Annotated in this window: 14 protein-coding genes and 1 riboswitch; of the genes, 12 read left to right on the plus strand and 2 right to left on the minus strand. The window is 38.8% G+C overall.

Annotated elements, in window-relative coordinates; genetic code table 11:
• Positions 1 to 193: 193 nt before the first annotated feature.
• From cbpB to C9J31_RS04500, 10 genes are all read left to right on the plus strand, one after another.
• The gene (cbpB, locus tag C9J31_RS04455) at positions 194 to 637 is read left to right on the plus strand and encodes a cyclic-di-AMP-binding protein CbpB (protein WP_107923247.1); all 444 of its coding nucleotides are present in this window, start codon (positions 194 to 196) and stop codon (positions 635 to 637) included.
• Between the two features lie 66 nt (positions 638 to 703).
• On the plus strand, positions 704 to 1,591 hold the full coding sequence (locus C9J31_RS04460; RefSeq protein ID WP_107923246.1) for a transcriptional regulator CcpC: 888 nt from the start codon (positions 704 to 706) through the stop codon (positions 1,589 to 1,591).
• Between the two features lie 201 nt (positions 1,592 to 1,792).
• The gene (locus C9J31_RS04465; protein ID WP_107947222.1) at positions 1,793 to 4,186 is read left to right on the plus strand and encodes a hypothetical protein; all 2,394 of its coding nucleotides are present in this window, start codon (positions 1,793 to 1,795) and stop codon (positions 4,184 to 4,186) included.
• Positions 4,183 to 5,118 (plus strand): ABC transporter ATP-binding protein, encoded by a 936-nt coding sequence (locus tag C9J31_RS04470; RefSeq protein ID WP_054767064.1) that lies wholly within the window; start codon positions 4,183 to 4,185, stop codon positions 5,116 to 5,118. The genes C9J31_RS04465 and C9J31_RS04470 overlap by 4 nt, the downstream gene beginning before the upstream one ends.
• Positions 5,115 to 5,960, plus strand: coding sequence for an ABC transporter permease (locus tag C9J31_RS04475; RefSeq protein WP_107947221.1), 846 nt, complete (start codon positions 5,115 to 5,117; stop codon positions 5,958 to 5,960). The genes C9J31_RS04470 and C9J31_RS04475 overlap by 4 nt, the downstream gene beginning before the upstream one ends.
• Positions 5,961 to 5,972: 12 nt before the next feature.
• Positions 5,973 to 7,388 carry a hypothetical protein gene (locus C9J31_RS04480; protein WP_107947219.1) on the plus strand — a complete coding sequence of 472 codons (1,416 nt, stop codon included), beginning with the start codon at positions 5,973 to 5,975 and terminating at the stop codon, positions 7,386 to 7,388.
• An 11-nt stretch (positions 7,389 to 7,399) separates the two neighbouring features.
• Positions 7,400 to 8,395 (plus strand): AAA family ATPase, encoded by a 996-nt coding sequence (locus C9J31_RS04485; RefSeq protein ID WP_107923242.1) that lies wholly within the window; start codon positions 7,400 to 7,402, stop codon positions 8,393 to 8,395.
• Entirely contained in the window at positions 8,392 to 9,267 is an 876-nt protein-coding gene (locus tag C9J31_RS04490; RefSeq protein WP_107923241.1) for a DUF58 domain-containing protein, read from the plus strand. The genes C9J31_RS04485 and C9J31_RS04490 overlap by 4 nt, the downstream gene beginning before the upstream one ends.
• Positions 9,268 to 9,278: 11 nt before the next feature.
• Entirely contained in the window at positions 9,279 to 11,024 is a 1,746-nt protein-coding gene (locus tag C9J31_RS04495; protein ID WP_107947217.1) for a vWA domain-containing protein, read from the plus strand.
• A complete protein-coding gene (locus tag C9J31_RS04500; RefSeq protein ID WP_107947215.1) occupies positions 11,008 to 13,605 on the plus strand; it encodes a VWA domain-containing protein in 2,598 nt (865 codons plus the stop codon). Before C9J31_RS04495 ends, C9J31_RS04500 begins: the two co-directional genes overlap by 17 nt.
• Before the next feature lie 96 nt (positions 13,606 to 13,701).
• Here the strand turns inward: C9J31_RS04500 and thiW are convergent, their stop codons facing one another.
• Together thiW and C9J31_RS04510 are read right to left on the minus strand one after the other, a co-directional pair.
• On the minus strand, positions 13,702 to 14,190 hold the full coding sequence (gene thiW, locus C9J31_RS04505) for an energy coupling factor transporter S component ThiW (protein WP_107947213.1): 489 nt from the start codon (positions 14,188 to 14,190) through the stop codon (positions 13,702 to 13,704).
• 288 nt (positions 14,191 to 14,478) lie between these two features.
• Positions 14,479 to 14,582, minus strand: a riboswitch (TPP riboswitch).
• 145 nt (positions 14,583 to 14,727) lie between these two features.
• Entirely contained in the window at positions 14,728 to 15,924 is a 1,197-nt protein-coding gene (locus C9J31_RS04510; protein ID WP_107923237.1) for an MFS transporter, read from the minus strand.
• 395 nt (positions 15,925 to 16,319) lie between these two features.
• Between C9J31_RS04510 and C9J31_RS04515 the strand changes: the two genes are divergently transcribed.
• Both C9J31_RS04515 and C9J31_RS04520 read left to right on the plus strand, forming a co-directional pair.
• The gene (locus C9J31_RS04515; protein WP_202973808.1) at positions 16,320 to 17,477 is read left to right on the plus strand and encodes a LuxE/PaaK family acyltransferase; all 1,158 of its coding nucleotides are present in this window, start codon (positions 16,320 to 16,322) and stop codon (positions 17,475 to 17,477) included.
• Positions 17,478 to 17,490: 13 nt separating this feature from the next.
• Positions 17,491 to 17,844 carry an iron-sulfur cluster assembly scaffold protein gene (locus C9J31_RS04520; RefSeq protein WP_107923236.1) on the plus strand — a complete coding sequence of 118 codons (354 nt, stop codon included), beginning with the start codon at positions 17,491 to 17,493 and terminating at the stop codon, positions 17,842 to 17,844.

The raw sequence follows: 17,844 nt of genomic DNA on the forward strand, positions 1-17,844 counted from the left end.
ATGAGTTAAAAACTAAGTATCAAATTTGCGTGAGCAGATTTGATACTTAGTTTTTGTTTAAAATGCTAAAATAATTCGTTGTTCTTCAAAAACTCTTCTCGACCTTGTCGTGGTCATATACGGAAAAATTATGATATGATAAAAGGGAAGCATCCTGTTCTGCAAAGCAAGGACAGAAAAGGAGAAGAAGTTCATGATTTCAACTAACAGCAAAGACTTATTAGCAATGCCAATTAGTGAATTTGTTATTTCATCCGAAAAGGTTGCACATGTACAGATTGGAAATAGTGCAGAACATGCACTCCTTGTACTGACACGTACAGGATATTCATCAATTCCTGTACTAGATTTGAAATATCGACTTCAAGGGTTACTCAGTATAAAAATGATTACAGAAGCGATTTTAGGGCTCGAGCACATTGAATATGAAAAATTACCTGATATAAAAGTGGATTCGATAATGGATAAAAATTTAGCTGTTATCAAGCTGACAGATACATTTCAACGTGCTTTAGATTTAGTCATTAATCATGCCTTTTTATGTGTAGTGGACGATGAAGGTACATTTGCAGGAATTTTAACGAGACGAGTTATATTAAAACAATTGAAAAAATATATTTATCAAACAGAAAAGTAGTTTAAGAGGGGACTCAGGTGTAAATCGTGAGGCCCCCTTTGCTTGTATTGGAGGTTTAGGTAATTGATGGCAACGGAAGCAGAAATATTAAAAATATTAGCTGAGGAACGTAATATGCGGAAAGCAGCCGAACGGTTGTTTTTATCGCAGCCAGCGCTTTCTCAACGGTTGCAATCGATTGAAAAAGAATGGGGTGCACAGCTTTTTATTCGTTCACAGAAGGGACTAACTGCGACACCTGCTGGAGAACTAGTTATTGCTTATGCAATAGATATGCTAGCAAAAAAAGAAGAAATTTTCGAAACGATTCAATCATTAACAACAAAAGTAAACGGAACACTCAAAATTGCTTGTGCATCCATTGTCGGGCAAAATTGGCTTCCTAAAATATTAAAGGATTTTGTGTCTAAATACCCGGAAGCAAAAATTTCGCTTATGACTGGCTGGAGCTCGGAAATTGTCAAAGCCTTGTACGAGGGTGAGGCACACATTGGCATTGTACGTGGACAGGTTGATTGGAAGGGGGAAAAGATTCATCTTTTCCGTGACACCCTTTACTTAGTCGATCAAGAATTGAAAACTATTGAAGACGTACTTACGACGAATCGACCATTTATTCAATTCAAGAGTGATTCGAATTATTATCAAGAAATTCAACAATGGTGGCAACGACATTTTGCATCGAATCCGAGACGACAAATTTTGGTGGATCAAATTGAGACGTGTAAACAGATGGCTTTGAATGGGATTGGTTATGCCATTCTCCCTTCCATCACATTAAACGAGCATGATGGCATAAATAAAATTGCGCTGACTAACAATGAAAAAGAATTTGGCTTAACGCGTGATACGTGGTTAATAGGCTACGAATCTTCTTTTGAGTTACGACAGGTAGAGGCTTTTGTAGAAGTAGTACAAGATCATGCGCGTTGCCTGTTTGATTATACAAAATAGGATATAGCTTCCCAAAAAACACGGGCAACCCCAAGTGATCCATCCATCACTTGTAGGTTTGCCCTTTTTGTTGTTGACCTGTCTAAATCTTAAGAGTTTATGAATATTCATGAAGATATCATAAGAAATGGAACAAAATGCAATTTAAAACGTATAATTATGTAATCATCTATATGTTAAGTAAAAAAAGGGGTTGAGTTTTTGAAAAAATCGAGTATAACGGCACTTATAGTTCTATTAATGTTTGTTATGAGCTTTATGCTACCTGTATCGCAGGCAAGCGCCGCACCAACCTTAGAAGTGCAAGCCAATGCGGGAATGGCGGGAAAAGCAAAATATCAATCTGTTGTGCCATTACAAGTAACAGTGAAAAATAATGGAGCTGATTTTTCAGGAGACATGGCGATAAATGCGTCAAGTTCCTTTGAGGCTGCATCAGCGCTTGTACTACCGTTAGATATAGCAGCAGGTGAAGAAAAAACAATTGAGCTATATTTGGATGGACTAGCAGATTATAGCTATTCAGAAGCAGATTTGTTTGCCTTTTATGAGGGGAGCATTGAAAAAGGAAAAAAGGTTGCTTATAAAGGAACAAAACGTTTACAAGCAAACTTTTTAGATCCTTCCACAACATTTATCTATACATTAACGGATAAAAGTGACCGCTTATCTGCTTATTTACGGTTATCACAGTTTTCTTCGTCTGGTAATGTTGAAATTTTTAATTTGAATCAACTAAAAGACTTTACTTTGCCGGAGGATGCACAAGGCTATGCGATGGCGAATATTATTGCGGTCGATGAAAACTCTATTGCCGACCTATCTCAAAATCAACAGGAAGCTTTATTGAAATGGGTACAGGATGGAGGTACTTTATTACTTGGTGCTTCTGATCAAGTACTGACAACTGCGGGCATCTTTAAAGATTATTTACCACTGACATTATCACAACAAATGAAGACGGTTTCAGCAGGAAGTTTAACAAAATTATCAGGTGGAGGTATCTTTACAAAAGATATTTCCGTTTATACAGCAACCGATAATCAAGGAAGCGTTGCTATTTTAAAAGAAAATGACACAACTCTAGCTGCAAAGAAAAAGCTTGGTAGTGGGGAAATTGTACAAACAACATTCTCATTAGGAGATCAGCCTTTAGCATCAATGGATGGATACGCCGCATTAACTGCAAAAATGTTAAATATCCAAATCTTGTCCCAACAAGGGATGATGCAAGGACAATCCACAATGGATCAAATTTCATATGAACTGCGTTCCATTAATGAATTATTCCCCTCATTTGAAGTGTCTGTTAGCTATATGTTAATCGTCATCATTTTGTATATTTTAATTATCGGACCTCTTCTTTATTTTGTCCTGAAAAAAATGGATAAACGTGAACATGCGTGGTGGTTAATACCAGCTATTTCAGTTGCAATCTCGATTGCGCTCTTTATTTTTGGCGCTAAAGATCGTATCGTACAACCACAAGTACAGCAATCAGCCTTCTATAAAGTAAATGAGGATAGTAGTATAAATGGCTATTATGTTGAATCGATTTTAACGAATCGTAGTGGAGATTTTGTTGTAGAGGCAGATAAAAATACAACTGCACTGGCATTACGGAACAATAATAATATCACTGGTACGGTAGGCGATTTACATGAAACATCGTATATTAAGGAACACGCTAATGGCTCGACATTAACATTACGAAATTTAAGCTATTGGTCTGTTCAATCATTTGCGGGGAAAACAACTGCAAAAGACATCGGTAAGATGGATATCGATATTACACTTAAAAATGAAAAGCTCTCTGGGACAATTAAGAATAATTTCCCGTTTGAATTAAAAGATGTCACGCTAATTTCAGGAATTAAAGAAGTAAAGCTTGGGGATATCGAGCCGAACGGCACACTAAAAGTGGACAAGGAACTGAAGTCAACGGTACTGCAAAAGCCATCTTCGTTTAATAATTATAATTATAATTATCCAAAGAAGAAAGAAGATGTAGATCCTCTTCGTATCGAGCGTATGAAATCGTTCGCACTGCCGCTTGCAGAAAAAGACAAGCAACCAGTAATTGCTGCTTGGGCAGAACAAGCAGTTGTCGGGGTAGAACTTGAGACAAGTGCTAACATGTCACCTATTTCATATTTCATACAGCCATTTGAAGGAAAAGTGGATTTAACAGGTCCATTTACAATGAAGCGTACAAACTTTACTTATACAGTGAGTCCACAATCAGCGAACGCTTATTTTGACAAAATAGACGAACAACTAAATAACTGGTACCTATCAGACGGTTTATATGAAGTTACAATGGCTATGCCAGATAATTTTATGGCATCTGTTCAATCATTAAATGAACTTGTTATTTCAAATCTGGATGTCAAGCGCATGCAACTTGCTCTTTGGAATAATGAAACGAACATCTTTGAGCCTATGGTTGATACAAAGCAAACGTTTACGGACAATATTATGCAATACGTAAATGAAAATGGTGAACTACGCGTACAAATTAAGTTTGGACCGGATCAAACAGGTGAGCAAACAAAGTTACCAAATATTGAGCTGAAAGGAGTGGCGAAGGAATGATTGAAATTCGTGATTTAACAAAACGATATGGCTCCTTTACAGCGTTAGACCATTTAAACCTATCACTTGAGGAAGGAATTGTGTTCGGCTTTGTTGGCGCAAATGGTGCTGGGAAATCGACAACATTTTCGATTTTAGCAACATTACTCTCACCAACTTCTGGCGATGCCCTTATCAATGGAAAAAGCGTTATCAAAGAACCAAAGGAAGTACGCAAGCAAATAGGTTATATGCCGGATTTCTTTGGTGTATACGATCAACTAAAAGTAGATGAATATTTAGATTTTTATGGTGCGAGTTATGGCATTGGCGCGACGGAGCGTAAAGTATTAATTCCACAGTTGTTAGAGCTTGTGAATTTAACAAATAAGCGTTTTGACTATGTAGATTTACTATCACGAGGCATGAAGCAACGTTTATGTCTTGCACGCGCTTTGATTCACGATCCAAAAGTATTGATATTGGATGAACCGGCATCAGGACTTGATCCACGTGCTCGCGTAGAAATGCGAGATATTTTAAGAAATTTAAAATCAATGGGAAAAACCATTTTAATCTCCTCACATATTTTGCCTGAACTTGCAGAAATGTGTGATGAAATAGGTGTTATTGATAATGGGAAACTAATCGCTCATGGTAATGTTGCAACAATACAAGCGCAATTACAGGGAGAGAAGCGCATTGTCATTAAGGTAGCGGAACGTTTAAGCGAAGTACGTGCATTTTTAGAAGAAGATCCCCTTATTTCTTCCATTGATGTAATGGATAATCGCTTAGAGATAGCCTTTAATTACCGTGGAACTGATGCGCAACAAGTAACACTACTGAAAACAGCAATCCTTGCAGATTTACCGATTTATGCACTAAGTGAAGAAGAAAAGGATTTAGAGGACGTCTTTATGGCGATTACGAAAGGAGCGGACAATCAATGATGGAGCGATTTTATAATCCCGTACTCGTTAAAGAATTGAAGTTACGCTTCCGTTCTTTTAAAAGCTTTTCAGGTTTGATGTTTTATTTAGCAGTTATTTGTATTTTTATCGCAGGTTTTTTACTACTGACAACTGAATTTACAGGCAAGGGTTTCTTTAGACCTGAGATAAGCTTTATGATGTTTGCTGTGTTAACGATATTGCAAATGGCACTGGTTCTATTTATCACACCAAGTTTAACGGCTGGTGCTATTAGTAGTGAACGCGAAAAGCAAACATTAAATATTTTATTGACTACAACACAAAGTTCAACACAAATTGTGATTGGAAAGTTATTATCTTCGGTGGCATTTTTAGTGCTAATGTTAATCGCAGGACTACCTTTGTATAGTTTAGTGTTTTTATTTGGTGGGGTATCGCCTTCTCAATTAGTTGCTATCTTTTTATTTTACTTAGTGACTGTCATTGCGATTGGTAGTATCGGGGTGATGTTCTCTACCATTACAAAAAAAACAATAGTTGCAATGATTGCAACGTATGGCTCGATAATCTTTTTAGGCGGGATCACTGCATTTTTCTTCTTTTTAACAATGGCCTTTCATCAAATGGGGAATGCCATAGGGACGAGTGTTTCCTATATGACGTATTTCTGGGCATCCATAAACCCAGGTGCATTAATGTTGACACTTATTTCTTCAGACATGGGGAACGCTTTAGCAGAGCTTTCAGGTGTGGATTTCCCAGTGTGGATTACTTATTTACTAGTGTATGTAGTCATTATTATTCTTAGCTTAACAGTTGCTATTAAAAAATTACGTGCCAATATGAAAAGCAATCGATGAGGAGGAAACCCTATGGAGCGTCGTAAGCAATTACAAAAGTATATACAGCGTGCAAAAACGAGTCTAACATTCGAAAAAAGCATTCCTATTGCACAGTACGGCTTGTTTTTGGCATTGCTTTCTAGTGCTTCCCTCATCCTTATCTCTAGGCTATTTGTCTGGCCGTATTACCGTCAAACGGCATTGGTTGTCTTTCTAGTTGGGATAATTGCAACAATTGTCATCATGTGGTGGAAGCGTGTAAGTGAGAAAGAGGCATTACACACACTCGATTATTATTTCTCGCATAATGAACTGGTTACAGCTTTGTCATTTAAAGAAGATGAAGATCCATTGGTTCAATCACTACTTGCAAAAGCAGTCCAAAAGGCAGAAAAAGCATTCTCTGAATTTAAAGTTCGAAAGAAAGCTTTGTTTCGACCTCCAGCATTTATTGGACTATTTACAACAGCTGTTGTGTTAGCGGTGCTCTATATGTTCCCAGCTACTACACAAATTGAAGCGATAGAGGTAGAAAAAGAAAAGGCGGTCATCGAGGATATAAAAAAAGAAGTTGCTAAATTAGAAAAAAAAGCAGAAACAAAAGAAGTGAAAGAGCAGATAAAAGAATTACAAAATATATTAAAAGAGACAGATACAGCTGAAGAAGCACTACGTGAAGTCGTGAAAAAGCAAAAAGAACTTGCGTTAAAGGAACAACAATTAAAGGATAAGCAAACGGCTAGTGAAGACGGTGCATCTGAGGGGCAAGGCTTATCTAAAGAACAACTTGAACAATTGAAGGAGCTTGCTCAAATGCAGCAAGAGCTAACGCAAAATGCGAATACTACTCAAACAGCAATGAGTAAGCTCGGCAAGCCAGCAAGTAATTCATTACAAAATGCCATTGCAAGTGCCAATAGCGCAAATAGCAATCAACAAAACAGCACCAATGCGAATACCAATCAAAATCCTGCTGGTAATGCGCAGTCAAACAATCAACAAGGTGGGCAGCAGGGGCAAAATAGCAATGGGCAAGCGCAAGGGTCTAGTCAAAGTAATCAGCAAGGACAAGGACAGGGCAATGGTCAAGGACAAGGACAAGGACAAGGCCAGGGTCAAGGTCAAGGTCAAGGCAGTGGCTCTGGTCAGGGTTCAGGTTTAGGAAACGGTGCAGGAACAGGACAAGGTGGCCGAAACCTCTTAACAATGCCTGAGCGGTTAGGTGGTTCAAGTGAAACCACTGTAGATGGAGGATCATTAGGAGACGGCTCACATGTTTCGGAGCAGCAAGGAAATGGACCGATTACAAAAGGTTCGATTCGTCCATATGATGAAGTTTTAGGCTCTTATAAAGACAGTTATTTAGAAAGCTCAGAGCGTTTACAATTACCGAAGGATTTACAAAATGTCGTGCAATCTTATTTCACGTCAATTGAGTCGCAGTAGGAGGAAAAGAAATGGCATTTACAGAACAACAATATATGGAAATGAGTACGAATTTACAACAAGTCAAAGCGGAAATCCATCGCTTTATAGTTGGTCAAGAGCAAGCGATTGATTATACATTGTATGCTGTTCTTGCAGATGGTCATGCGCTGTTAGAGGGACTACCAGGCTTAGGGAAAACAATGCTAATTCGCACAATATCAGAGGTGTTGGATTTATCTTTCTCGCGTATTCAATTTACGCCTGATTTAATGCCTGCCGATATTACAGGAACGAGTATGATTGAGCGCACAGCAGATGGTAAACAACAATTTACGTTCCAGCCAGGGCCAATTTTTAGCCAAATGGTATTAGCAGATGAAATTAACCGTGCTACACCGAAAACACAAAGTGCACTGCTTGAGGCAATGGGAGAAAAAACCGTAACAATTTTAGGGGATACGAAAAAAATGGCAAAACCATTCTTTGTGCTAGCTACCCAAAATCCAATTGAAATGGAGGGGACATATCCATTACCAGAGGCACAAATGGACCGTTTTCTTTGCAAAATTCTCGTTCCGTATCCAGAGAAAAGTGAACTGATGGACATCATGAAACGAACAACTGGAGCACAGGAAATCACCCTACAAAAAATAATGGATACAGAAGGACTCCTGCTCGCACAACAAATGGTGAAAGAAGTACTTGTCGCAGATGAAATGCTTGAATTTGCAGCTGATCTTGTTGTGGCAACACATCCTGAAAGAGTGGATGCCATAGATGAAGTGAAGCAATATGCCATGTATGGTAGTGGTCCTCGTGGCTTACAAAGTTTAATAAAACTAGCAAAAGCAAGAGCACTGATGAATGGACGCTTCCATGTTTCAGTTGCGGATATTAAATCCGTAGCGAAGCCTGTACTACGTCATCGTATGCTGCTGAACTATGAAGGGGAGGCTTCAGGGAAAACGGCAGATGATGTGATAGACATTATTTTAGAAAAAGTACAGCAAGGTGTTAGCGGGTGACTCAGAGAATATTATTGCCCGAAGATTGGCTAGCGAAAATTAGTCGCTTCCAAGTGGCGACGGCCTCCAAATTACGTGGGCAACATAAGGGCTCGCACCGTTCGCAACGTTTCGGGGCATCGCTCGATTTTTCGGATTTTCGTGAATATCACCTAGGTGATGATGTAAGACAGGTGGATTGGAACGTCTTTGCGAGAACTGATAAATATTTCATTAAACGTTTTTTAGATGAACAAGAGATGCGTGTTCACATTTTATTAGACACCACCAAATCTATGGGTGAGCAAGCAAAATGGACTTTTGCTCGGCAAATTGTTGCGTCACTTGGCTTAATGGTGCTTGGTCGTGATGATCGATTATCATTTTCAGTTGTTCAAGAAGACATGAAGCCACCGTTTCGTCGAAAAGGTGCAATGTATCGGCGTGCCTTCTTACAAATAGTGACTGACATTGAAGATGCGACATATACTAGTAGCTTTGCACAGGGAGCATTAAAAGCAATGCCTAAAGACAGCACGGTGCTATTTATAGTGACAGATGGTCTAGAAGCAATCGAAGAATGGGAACAGCTATTGAAAAGGTTGCCACGTTTTGCAGGGGATGTGCGCATTCTACAAATCGTTACACAGGAAGAATTATCTCCAAATTATAGTGGGGATGTTCGTTTACTTGATCGTGAAACGGGTCGTGATGTGAATGTTACGATGTCATCCAAGGTACTTGATACGTATGAGGCAAGAAGACGTTTACATGAAGAAGAGTTTGAGGCAATTTGTCGACGCTTCGGTGTTCGAAAATTACAACTGAAGGTGGAAGATGGACTTCAGCATGCCGTCTTTCAACAATTATTAAAAGCACATTGGATTAGGTGAGGTGAGCCGTATTGGGCTTTAGTCAAATACTTTTTAGCTGGACGGCCATCATCCCGGTCATTGTCCTACTATATTATTTCTTTCGAAAAAAATATACCGATCAAAGTGTGTCTTCAACACTCTTCTGGTCGGAAATTATGCAGGAGACACGTGTATCCCCATACTTAAAGCATTTACAAAAAAATGCTTTGCTCTATTTGCAACTGTTAGCACTTCTTCTACTAGTACTCGCGCTGATGAATCCATATGTAAAAAAGTCAACGATTGCAGGAGCACAAACCATTTTCATTGTTGATACATCTGCGACAATGCTAGCAGGGAAAGAGCAGTCAACATTTGATGCACATAAAAAGGAAATGTTGTCGTTAGTCAATCAGCTTGATGGAAGACCTGTGACACTTATTACGACAGGTAATACTCCGCAGGCCGTTTTACAGCAAGAAACAAACGCTAAAGATATTGAGAAAGCTGTCCAGGATTTGCAAGTGACATATGAAAGTGCGCAAATGAATAAAGCACTTGATGTGGCGCAAGCTTTTGTCGGTGAGACACCGACATCGATTTATGTCTTTACAGATACACTCGACAAGAAGCAATTACCGATGGAAAAGGATTCGGTGAAATGGATTGTCCAAGGATCAGCGAAGGATTTAACCAATATAGCCATTACAAAGTTTGCTGCTACAACAGACGGAAAAGCAACGATGGCACTTGTACAGTTGCAAAATGATACAGGCAAAGAGCATAATCTGACTCTTACGCTAGAAAATGCTAAGGGTGAAGAAGTTATAACAGAGAAGGTCACAATACCAGCAAACGAAGCAGTGACTAAAACGTTTAAAGACTTACCGTTGGTGGATTCGATGACTGCGATCATTGATGTGCAAGACGATTATGCCATCGATAATAGTCAATCGGTATTGTTACAAACAGCCACTTCCAAAGTAGTTGTTGATCAAAATATGCATCAACTTATTCAAAAGGGGTTCCAAACAATAAACAGTGGCGTAAAGATTGTTCCACCCTTACAAATGGTAGACAGTCAAGATGCTACCGTGGTGACAAATCAAACAGCCTTGCTGAAAGAAATGGTCAAGCCGATTGTATTATTTGGACGTGATGATAGCGAAAAGATTGAAATGAATGGTGTCGTGAAAACCACGAATGACGCTTTATTTGCATTCAGTGATTTAAAAGATATTTATGTAAGTGCACTTTATCCTGCATTTGATGGCTATAAAACAATTGCCACTGTTGGAGATAAACCATTTATTCAGCGTTCAACAGAAGGAGATATTATCATACTAGCGGATATAGCCGATACCGATTGGCCATTGCATCCCTCATTCCCACTATTCTTATGGAGTGCCCAACAACAATTAGCTGAATCAATTGGTTCACTGGGGATTTTTACGCCAAATGAACAGCGCTCAGTTGCTTTAGCGCAAGGAGAGTGGAGTGTTTATGCACAGGATGATGAATTTTTATCGACGGTTACAAATGGTTTATTAACAGCGCCGATGAAGCCGGGAGTTTACACAGCACGCTCTAATAGTGAGGAAAAACGCCTCATCGTGCAACTTCAGGCACAGGAGCGTGTGATCGAAAAAGGCACGAGTTATACACTTGGAGAATTACAAGAAAGTGGCAAGGAAGAGGTATCCAAGACTTCATTTGTGCCTTGGCTCATACTCATTATTTTAGTATTACTGGTGTCAGAGTGGGAGGTGCAACGACGTCGTGGATTTACGAATTGATACGCCACTAGCTTTATTGTTATTATTACCGTTATTTGCGTATTTTGCATGGACTTATTGGCGTGAACGTCAACGTCTGAAAAACAGCCATCTCGTTGTACTTGGTATTCGGGTTATGGCAATAAGCACTTTAGTCTTTGCTCTCGCAGCACCATATATTTTGTTACCAATTAAGGAAGAACAGGTACTGTATTTAGTCGATCGCTCCGCTTCCATGAAGGGTACAGAAGAGGAGATGGCTAGTTTTATAGAGGAAAGTTTGCAGTCAAAAAAGGATGAGCAGCTTGCAGGGATTTATTCTTTTTCTTCGACATTACAAACAGAAACGATTTTATCGAATTCATTAAAGGAAGTACCGAAATTTACAACTATAAAAGAAACGGATCAAACAAATATTGAGCAAAGTCTTCAATTAGCTACTGGTATTGTCAATCCGAAAAAAGCTACAAGGTTGGTCTTATTAACGGACGCGAATGAAACACAAGGTGATGCATTGGAGTTTGCTACCAAATTAAAAAGCTCCAATATTAGCGTAGACGTTGTGCCATTCAGTCAGGCCGTTGCCAATGATGTATCGCTTAAAAGCTTTGTGACACCACAGATTGCTTATGTAGGCGAACAACAGCAACTTGTCACTGAAGTGAATGCAACAGCAGCAGGTCAGGGCGAATTATTGCTATACGAAAATGATGCGCTTATTCATCGAGAAGTAGTGGCACTTGCCGAAGGATTGAATGTATTTACCTACAAGCATACGGCAACTGCCGAAGGACTGGTCAAATACGAGGCACTTGTTCAAGTAGACCAAGATGCCATATTTGAAAATAATAAATTAACGAGTGTCACGATGGTACAAAGTGAGCCTCACTTACTGATAGTGAACGGTTATGATACAGCATCACCAATTGCTGCGGCATTGGGCACGAAGTCAATTTCCTATGATGTCGTAGATGCAAGCAGTTTGCCAAATGAGCTATCAAGTTATTTACAATATAATGCAATAATTTTTGATAATGTTCCAGGGCATTTGGTTGGTGAGGCCAAAATGGGCGTTATTGAGCAGGCAGTGAAAAATTTTGGTGTCGGTTTTACAATGGTCGGTGGCGAAAATAGCTTTGGCTTGGGTGGCTATTTTAAAACACCAATCGAAACATTGTTACCTGTTGAAATGGAGATTAAAGGTAAGGAACAATTACCATCTTTAGGTCTGGTCATCGTGCTCGATCGTTCAGGAAGTATGCATGGTACAAAGTTAGAACTTGCTAAGGAAGCGGCAGCACGTTCAGTTGAGATGTTGCGTGACGAGGATACACTTGGCTTTATTGCCTTTGATGATCGCCCTTGGGAAATTATCGAAACCGGACCGCTTGGCAATAAAGAAGAAGCAGTCGATACGATTTTATCTGTGACTCCTGGTGGGGGTACGGAAATATATAGCTCCCTTGCAAAGGCATATGAAAATTTGGCCGATCAAAAATTACAACGTAAGCATATTATTTTATTAACTGACGGACAATCACAATCAGGGAATTATGAGGATTTAATTGCAACTGGTAAAGAGAATGGGGTTACACTATCGACAGTTGCGATTGGACAAGATGCGGATGGCCATTTACTTCAGTCTTTAAGTGAAATGGGGAGTGGACGTTTCTATGATGTTATTGATGAACAGACCATTCCTTCCATATTATCACGCGAGACAGCGATGATTTCACGCACATATATTGAAGATAATCCTTTCTATCCAACGATTTATAATGCCTCGGGTTGGCATTCATTATTTGCAAATGGCGTGCCACAAATGAATGCGTATATAGGTACAACTCCGAAGCAGGGCGCTTCTGTAATCGCAGAAAGCGAGAAGCAAGATCCAGTGATAGCACAGTGGCAATATGGACTAGGCAAAACATTCGCTTTCACATCAGATTCCACAGGGAAATGGACAGGAGACTGGGCAAGATGGCAGGAATGGGGCACATTTTGGCAAACGATGATTTCGCAAATGCTACCAAGTTATAATGATGTAGCCTATGACGTACGTTTAGATATGGATGGCACTTTTGTTATTACTGACCCGACAAATGAAGCGGCATTTTTAGAAATCGTCGCTGTCAATGAGGCAGGAGAAGAGCTAGAAATGCAGCTCGAAACATTATCTGCCTCGCAAGTTCGGGCGACTGTACAAGCACAACCAGGTCTTATCTTTTTCCGCATTGCCGATGAAGAACAGGCAATTTATCAGGCTGGTCTAAGTGTTCCGTATAGTGCCGAGTATGAACTACGTCCAGTAAATGAAAAATTAGTGGAAGACCTTACAAAGCAAACAGGTGGTAGTGTGTTAGAAGAACCACAGGAAGTGTTCCGTGATTTCACGCAAAAAGGGGCAGAGCGCCAAAATATTGCAACCTGGCTGCTATTAGCAGGGATGTTACTATTCTTCATAGATATTACAATCCGACGTTTTGGCTGGAGTTTCTTAACAAAGGCGAAGCAAACACAGCAAATTGCAAATGATACACCAGTACAGGCTGAGGATACAAATGTAGCACAGCTATTAAAGGGCATGAAGAAACGTCAATAATAATTGAATACTTTAAATTTAAAACGCAGTGCAAAATTTTGCACTGCGTTTTTGTGTTATTTGAAATCAATAAAGTTCTATTCGCTAATAACGTGGTCATATAAAGCTTTTGATAAGTACGGTTTTCCGCAGATTGCTGGCAACGATAATTCCCAGAACTGCTCCAATAATGCTTGATGTTAAAAAAGCAGGCATAAAAAATAATGCAGCAACAGAGGTACCCATTAAAAGATGTGCATAAGGCACTGCTATAAGGGATGCGATGATACCTGTCCCAAACATTTCACCAACACCTGCGAGCCAAGCCTTAGCACTATATTTATAGGCGAGAGCTGCACACAAAGCCCCGATGACACTGCCTGGAATCGCTAATTGAGAGCCTGTTCCTGTAACAACTCGAATAATAGCTGTGACAAAGGCTACTATAACAGTAGGTACTGGGCCAAGAAAAATGGCTCCAATAACATTAACGGCATGTTGTATAGGATAGGCACGTGCAATCCCTGTTGGAATTGAGACAAAAGTAGAGCCAGCTACAGCAATGGCGACAAATAAAGCCATAATAGTTAATTTTCGAATTGACACCTTTTTCACTCCTTTTTGGTAGATAGCTCTCTAACCACAAATAGAACCTGGTATAGCTGATAACTCATGTGAAATCGCTGATAGCATGCAGAAAATCGCTGATAACTCACACGAAAACGCTGATAGCATGAGAAAATCCCTGATAACTCACACGAAATCACGGATAGCATGCAAAATATCGCTGAAAGCTTACTTAACATCACTTCAAGCACAATCTGTCGAAAATGAACACAAAAAAACCGCTTCCTCACAACGAAAGGAAGCGGCCTTGCATTTACATATTAAAAAAAGCAAGTGTCGCCACTTCCCTACGCTAGTGTGAACTAGATCAGGTTCGAAGGGTCCGTGGTTACATACACGTCTCAGTCAGAAAGACTCCCCTAGTGGTTTTGAAACGATTTAATTTTTATAGGTAAGAAAGTATATACTTTGCTATCCATGACTTTTCTCAGTGATATGCTTGATGTTGTTATTTCGCGTATGCGCTTTTCACCTAATAATGTAACATACTACTAAAAATAGTCAATATTTTTCAGACTATTTCGAATCAGGGTGCATAAGATGTGGCGCTTTTTTCAATGTCCAGATGAGGGCAAGGAAGAAGCAGGCCATTAATATAATTGCCCCAAAAATATATGGGCTGTTCATATTCCAATCGAATAAGATACCTGCTAAAGCAGGGCCAATCATATTACCTAAACTCATATAGGCATTATTAAGACCAGCGGCAAAACCTTGTTCATTTTCAGCGAGTTTAGAAATTAGCGTATTGACTGCTGGTCGAATCAATGTCGTCGCAGTGGAGAAAATTGTAGCTACTATTAAAATAAGTGCAAAGCCAGAGACAAATAATATTAAGTAAATAGAAACGGCTGCAATAAATAAATTGACTAACACAACTTTCATTTCACCATAACGATTAAAAAGAGGTGTAATTATAAACATTTGTACAACAACACCAAACGCACCACCAACAACCAATAAAATGGCAATATCAGTAGGTGTGTAGTTAAATTTGTTTGTAACAAATAATGATAAAGTCGTTTGGAAATTAGCAATTCCGAACGAGAACACAAGCATAATGATGAGCATTACAAAGTAAGGCATTTGGACAGAGCGTACCATCTGCTTCGCAAGATTGTCTTGTTTTTGCGCCTTTTGGGATGTGCTTGGTTTTGAAGAAGGTAAAAGAAAGAATGATAGAATAGCTGCTAAAATCGCTGCAGATCCAGCTGTATAGAACGGGAAGTGCAGACTAACCTTCGATAAAAAGCCACCTATACCCGGACCAATCATAAAGCCAAGAGACATTGCTGCCCCTAACATACCCATTCCCTTGCCTCGTTCCTCATATGTTGTCACATCAGCTACAAATGCCATAATAGGAGGTGCGATGAAGGCAGAACCTAAACCTCCAAAAAAACGTGCGAGGAAGAGCATCCAAACATCCGTTGAAAGCCCAAATGAAATTTGTGCAAGACCAGTTACGATGAGGCCAAAAATAATGAGATTTTTTCGACCATACTGGTCGGAAAGATTCCCAGCAATTGGAGAAAATACAAATTGTGCCAAGGCGAACGTTGCGATAAGCATGCCAAGAACTTGTCCTGCAGCCCCAAATATTTTCAAATACTCAGGCATAACAGGAATAATAATACCAATACTCCCCATTGCGATAAACATATTAAACATTAAAATATACAAAGCCGCCTTATTCGACTTCTGCTGGGTCATCTATAGCCCCCCTTTTTCTAATCAAATATACTACAGTCTATCATAAAGAAATGAGGCTTGGCTATTGGATTAAAGTATGAGAAGCACATCAATTAAAAGTTGACATTTTATTTTGCAAATAATAGTTTCGACTGTGTTTTTTCTACTGTTGTTCGATGAGGAAATCCCGCATATTTTTGCGGGATTTACTTTTTTATTGGTATTGGATTAGGGGTTACAACGTTGATAGTTATGTTAATCTTCTTATATCGATAATTATTTCAATTTTTTTGTAATAATAGTAAATTATCGTAGTTGACTTTTTGCTAATAGTCAACCATTAGCAGTCTTTATAGCTTCTATTAAAAGATAATAAAAAGGGGAGAAAATGTACGATGGTATCTATGCAAACGGCTATGGAAAATTTAAAAGAATTAGGATTTAACCCCGTAACTACAGCGATTGGGGCAACACAACAATTATTTCATTGGGATGAAGCAAAGGTCAATGAACTAAAAGGATATTTAATTGCTCAAAATTTTCAACATCATTACGAAAACAATAAGTTTTATCGAATGCTTTGTGAAGATAGTGGGGTTACACCAGCTGATATTCAAAGTTTGGATGATTTACACAAAATACCATTAATTCCGGTAACGAGCTTTAAAAGACCTGACTCACATTTACTTTTATCAACCTCTTTAGAAAATATTGAATTTGAAATGCGCAGTACTGGTACAAGTGGCATACCAAGTATATCTAGAAGAGATGCTGAAACATTAAACAATTGTGTCTTTAGTATATATGCGATGTATAGAGAAATGTTTGCCTTTTCTAGAGGAGCTGGACTGTTCTTATTCCCATCCCCTGAAGAAATGCCAGAGATGGGCATGGTTAAAGTGCTAAATATGCTTTCAGGTTTATTTGATGCAACAAGATGTCTTGTGAAAAGAGCTTCTTTTAAACCTAAAGAGGCAATTGAAACATTGGAAAAATGGCAAAATATTCATACGCGTCACATTATTGGGCCGCCATTTTTAATTTATAAATTAGTAAATTACCTAAAAACGAATAATATACATTTAAAACTAGATAATAAGACAATGATTATTAATTTAGGAGGTTGGAAAAGATTCTCCGGTATGGAAATACCACGCGAACAATACAATAAAGAATGTGCTGAATACTTAGGTATCCCAGAAGAAAATATTAGAGATATGTATGGCTTAGTTGAATCAAATATTTTAGCCATAGAGTGCGAGAAACAATCGAAGCATGTGCCACCTTGGGTTCATTTTTCTTTAAGAAATCCCAAAAATTTAGCTGAAGAAGTACCGCAAGGAAAAAGAGGTGTCTTAGCAATATTTGACCCTACTTCACTTTCATATCCAGGATTTATTCAAACAGAGGATTTAGTGTATTTAAAGAAAGAAAATACATGTGAATGTGGAAGAAACGGTCAAAAAGTCGTTTATTTATCAAGGGTAGCAGGGGCAGAGATTGGCTGTTGTGCTATTAATTTAGAGAAGCATATGGATGCGGCTGAAGAAAAAAGTCAAATGACAGAAGTATAAGAGAGGTATCAACATGTACAATTCTATCATCGTTGATTATTTCAGCAAACCTAGGCATTCAGGAGATGTGATTGATGCCAATAGAGAATTGAAAATTGGTAATTCTGTTTGTGGAGATACCATTTTCATGAAAATTAAAGTCACAGATGGAAGGGTAGTAAATGCAAAATATAAGGCATACGGTTGTGCGACGTCGTTGGCAACGGCTGATATTTTTGCAGATTATATTATCGGTAAATCCTTAGCTGAAATAGCTCAACTGTTAGCGCATGAAATTGATAGTATGCTGGGAGAACTAGAACCTCCACAAATGCACTGTTTAAATATTTTACATGATTTATTTGAGCAAATACTTAGTGAAGCATAG

The organism is Lysinibacillus parviboronicapiens (assembly GCF_003049605.2).
Taxonomy (GTDB): Bacteria; Bacillota; Bacilli; order Bacillales_A; family Planococcaceae; genus Lysinibacillus; species Lysinibacillus parviboronicapiens.

Bases quoted from the DNA above. Each gene is read 5' to 3' on its own strand.
- C9J31_RS04515 (WP_202973808.1), top strand. From the start codon at position 16,320: ATGGAAAATTTAAAAGAATTAGGATTTAACCCCGTAACTACAGCGATT.
- C9J31_RS04510 (WP_107923237.1), bottom strand. From the start codon at position 15,924: ATGACCCAGCAGAAGTCGAATAAGGCGGCTTTGTATATTTTAATGTTT.
- cbpB (WP_107923247.1), top strand. From the start codon at position 194: ATGATTTCAACTAACAGCAAAGACTTATTAGCAATGCCAATTAGTGAA.
- C9J31_RS04460 (WP_107923246.1), top strand. From the start codon at position 704: ATGGCAACGGAAGCAGAAATATTAAAAATATTAGCTGAGGAACGTAAT.
- C9J31_RS04470 (WP_054767064.1), top strand. From the start codon at position 4,183: ATGATTGAAATTCGTGATTTAACAAAACGATATGGCTCCTTTACAGCG.
- C9J31_RS04485 (WP_107923242.1), top strand. From the start codon at position 7,400: ATGGCATTTACAGAACAACAATATATGGAAATGAGTACGAATTTACAA.
- C9J31_RS04520 (WP_107923236.1), top strand. From the start codon at position 17,491: ATGTACAATTCTATCATCGTTGATTATTTCAGCAAACCTAGGCATTCA.
- C9J31_RS04475 (WP_107947221.1), top strand. From the start codon at position 5,115: ATGATGGAGCGATTTTATAATCCCGTACTCGTTAAAGAATTGAAGTTA.
- C9J31_RS04480 (WP_107947219.1), top strand. From the start codon at position 5,973: ATGGAGCGTCGTAAGCAATTACAAAAGTATATACAGCGTGCAAAAACG.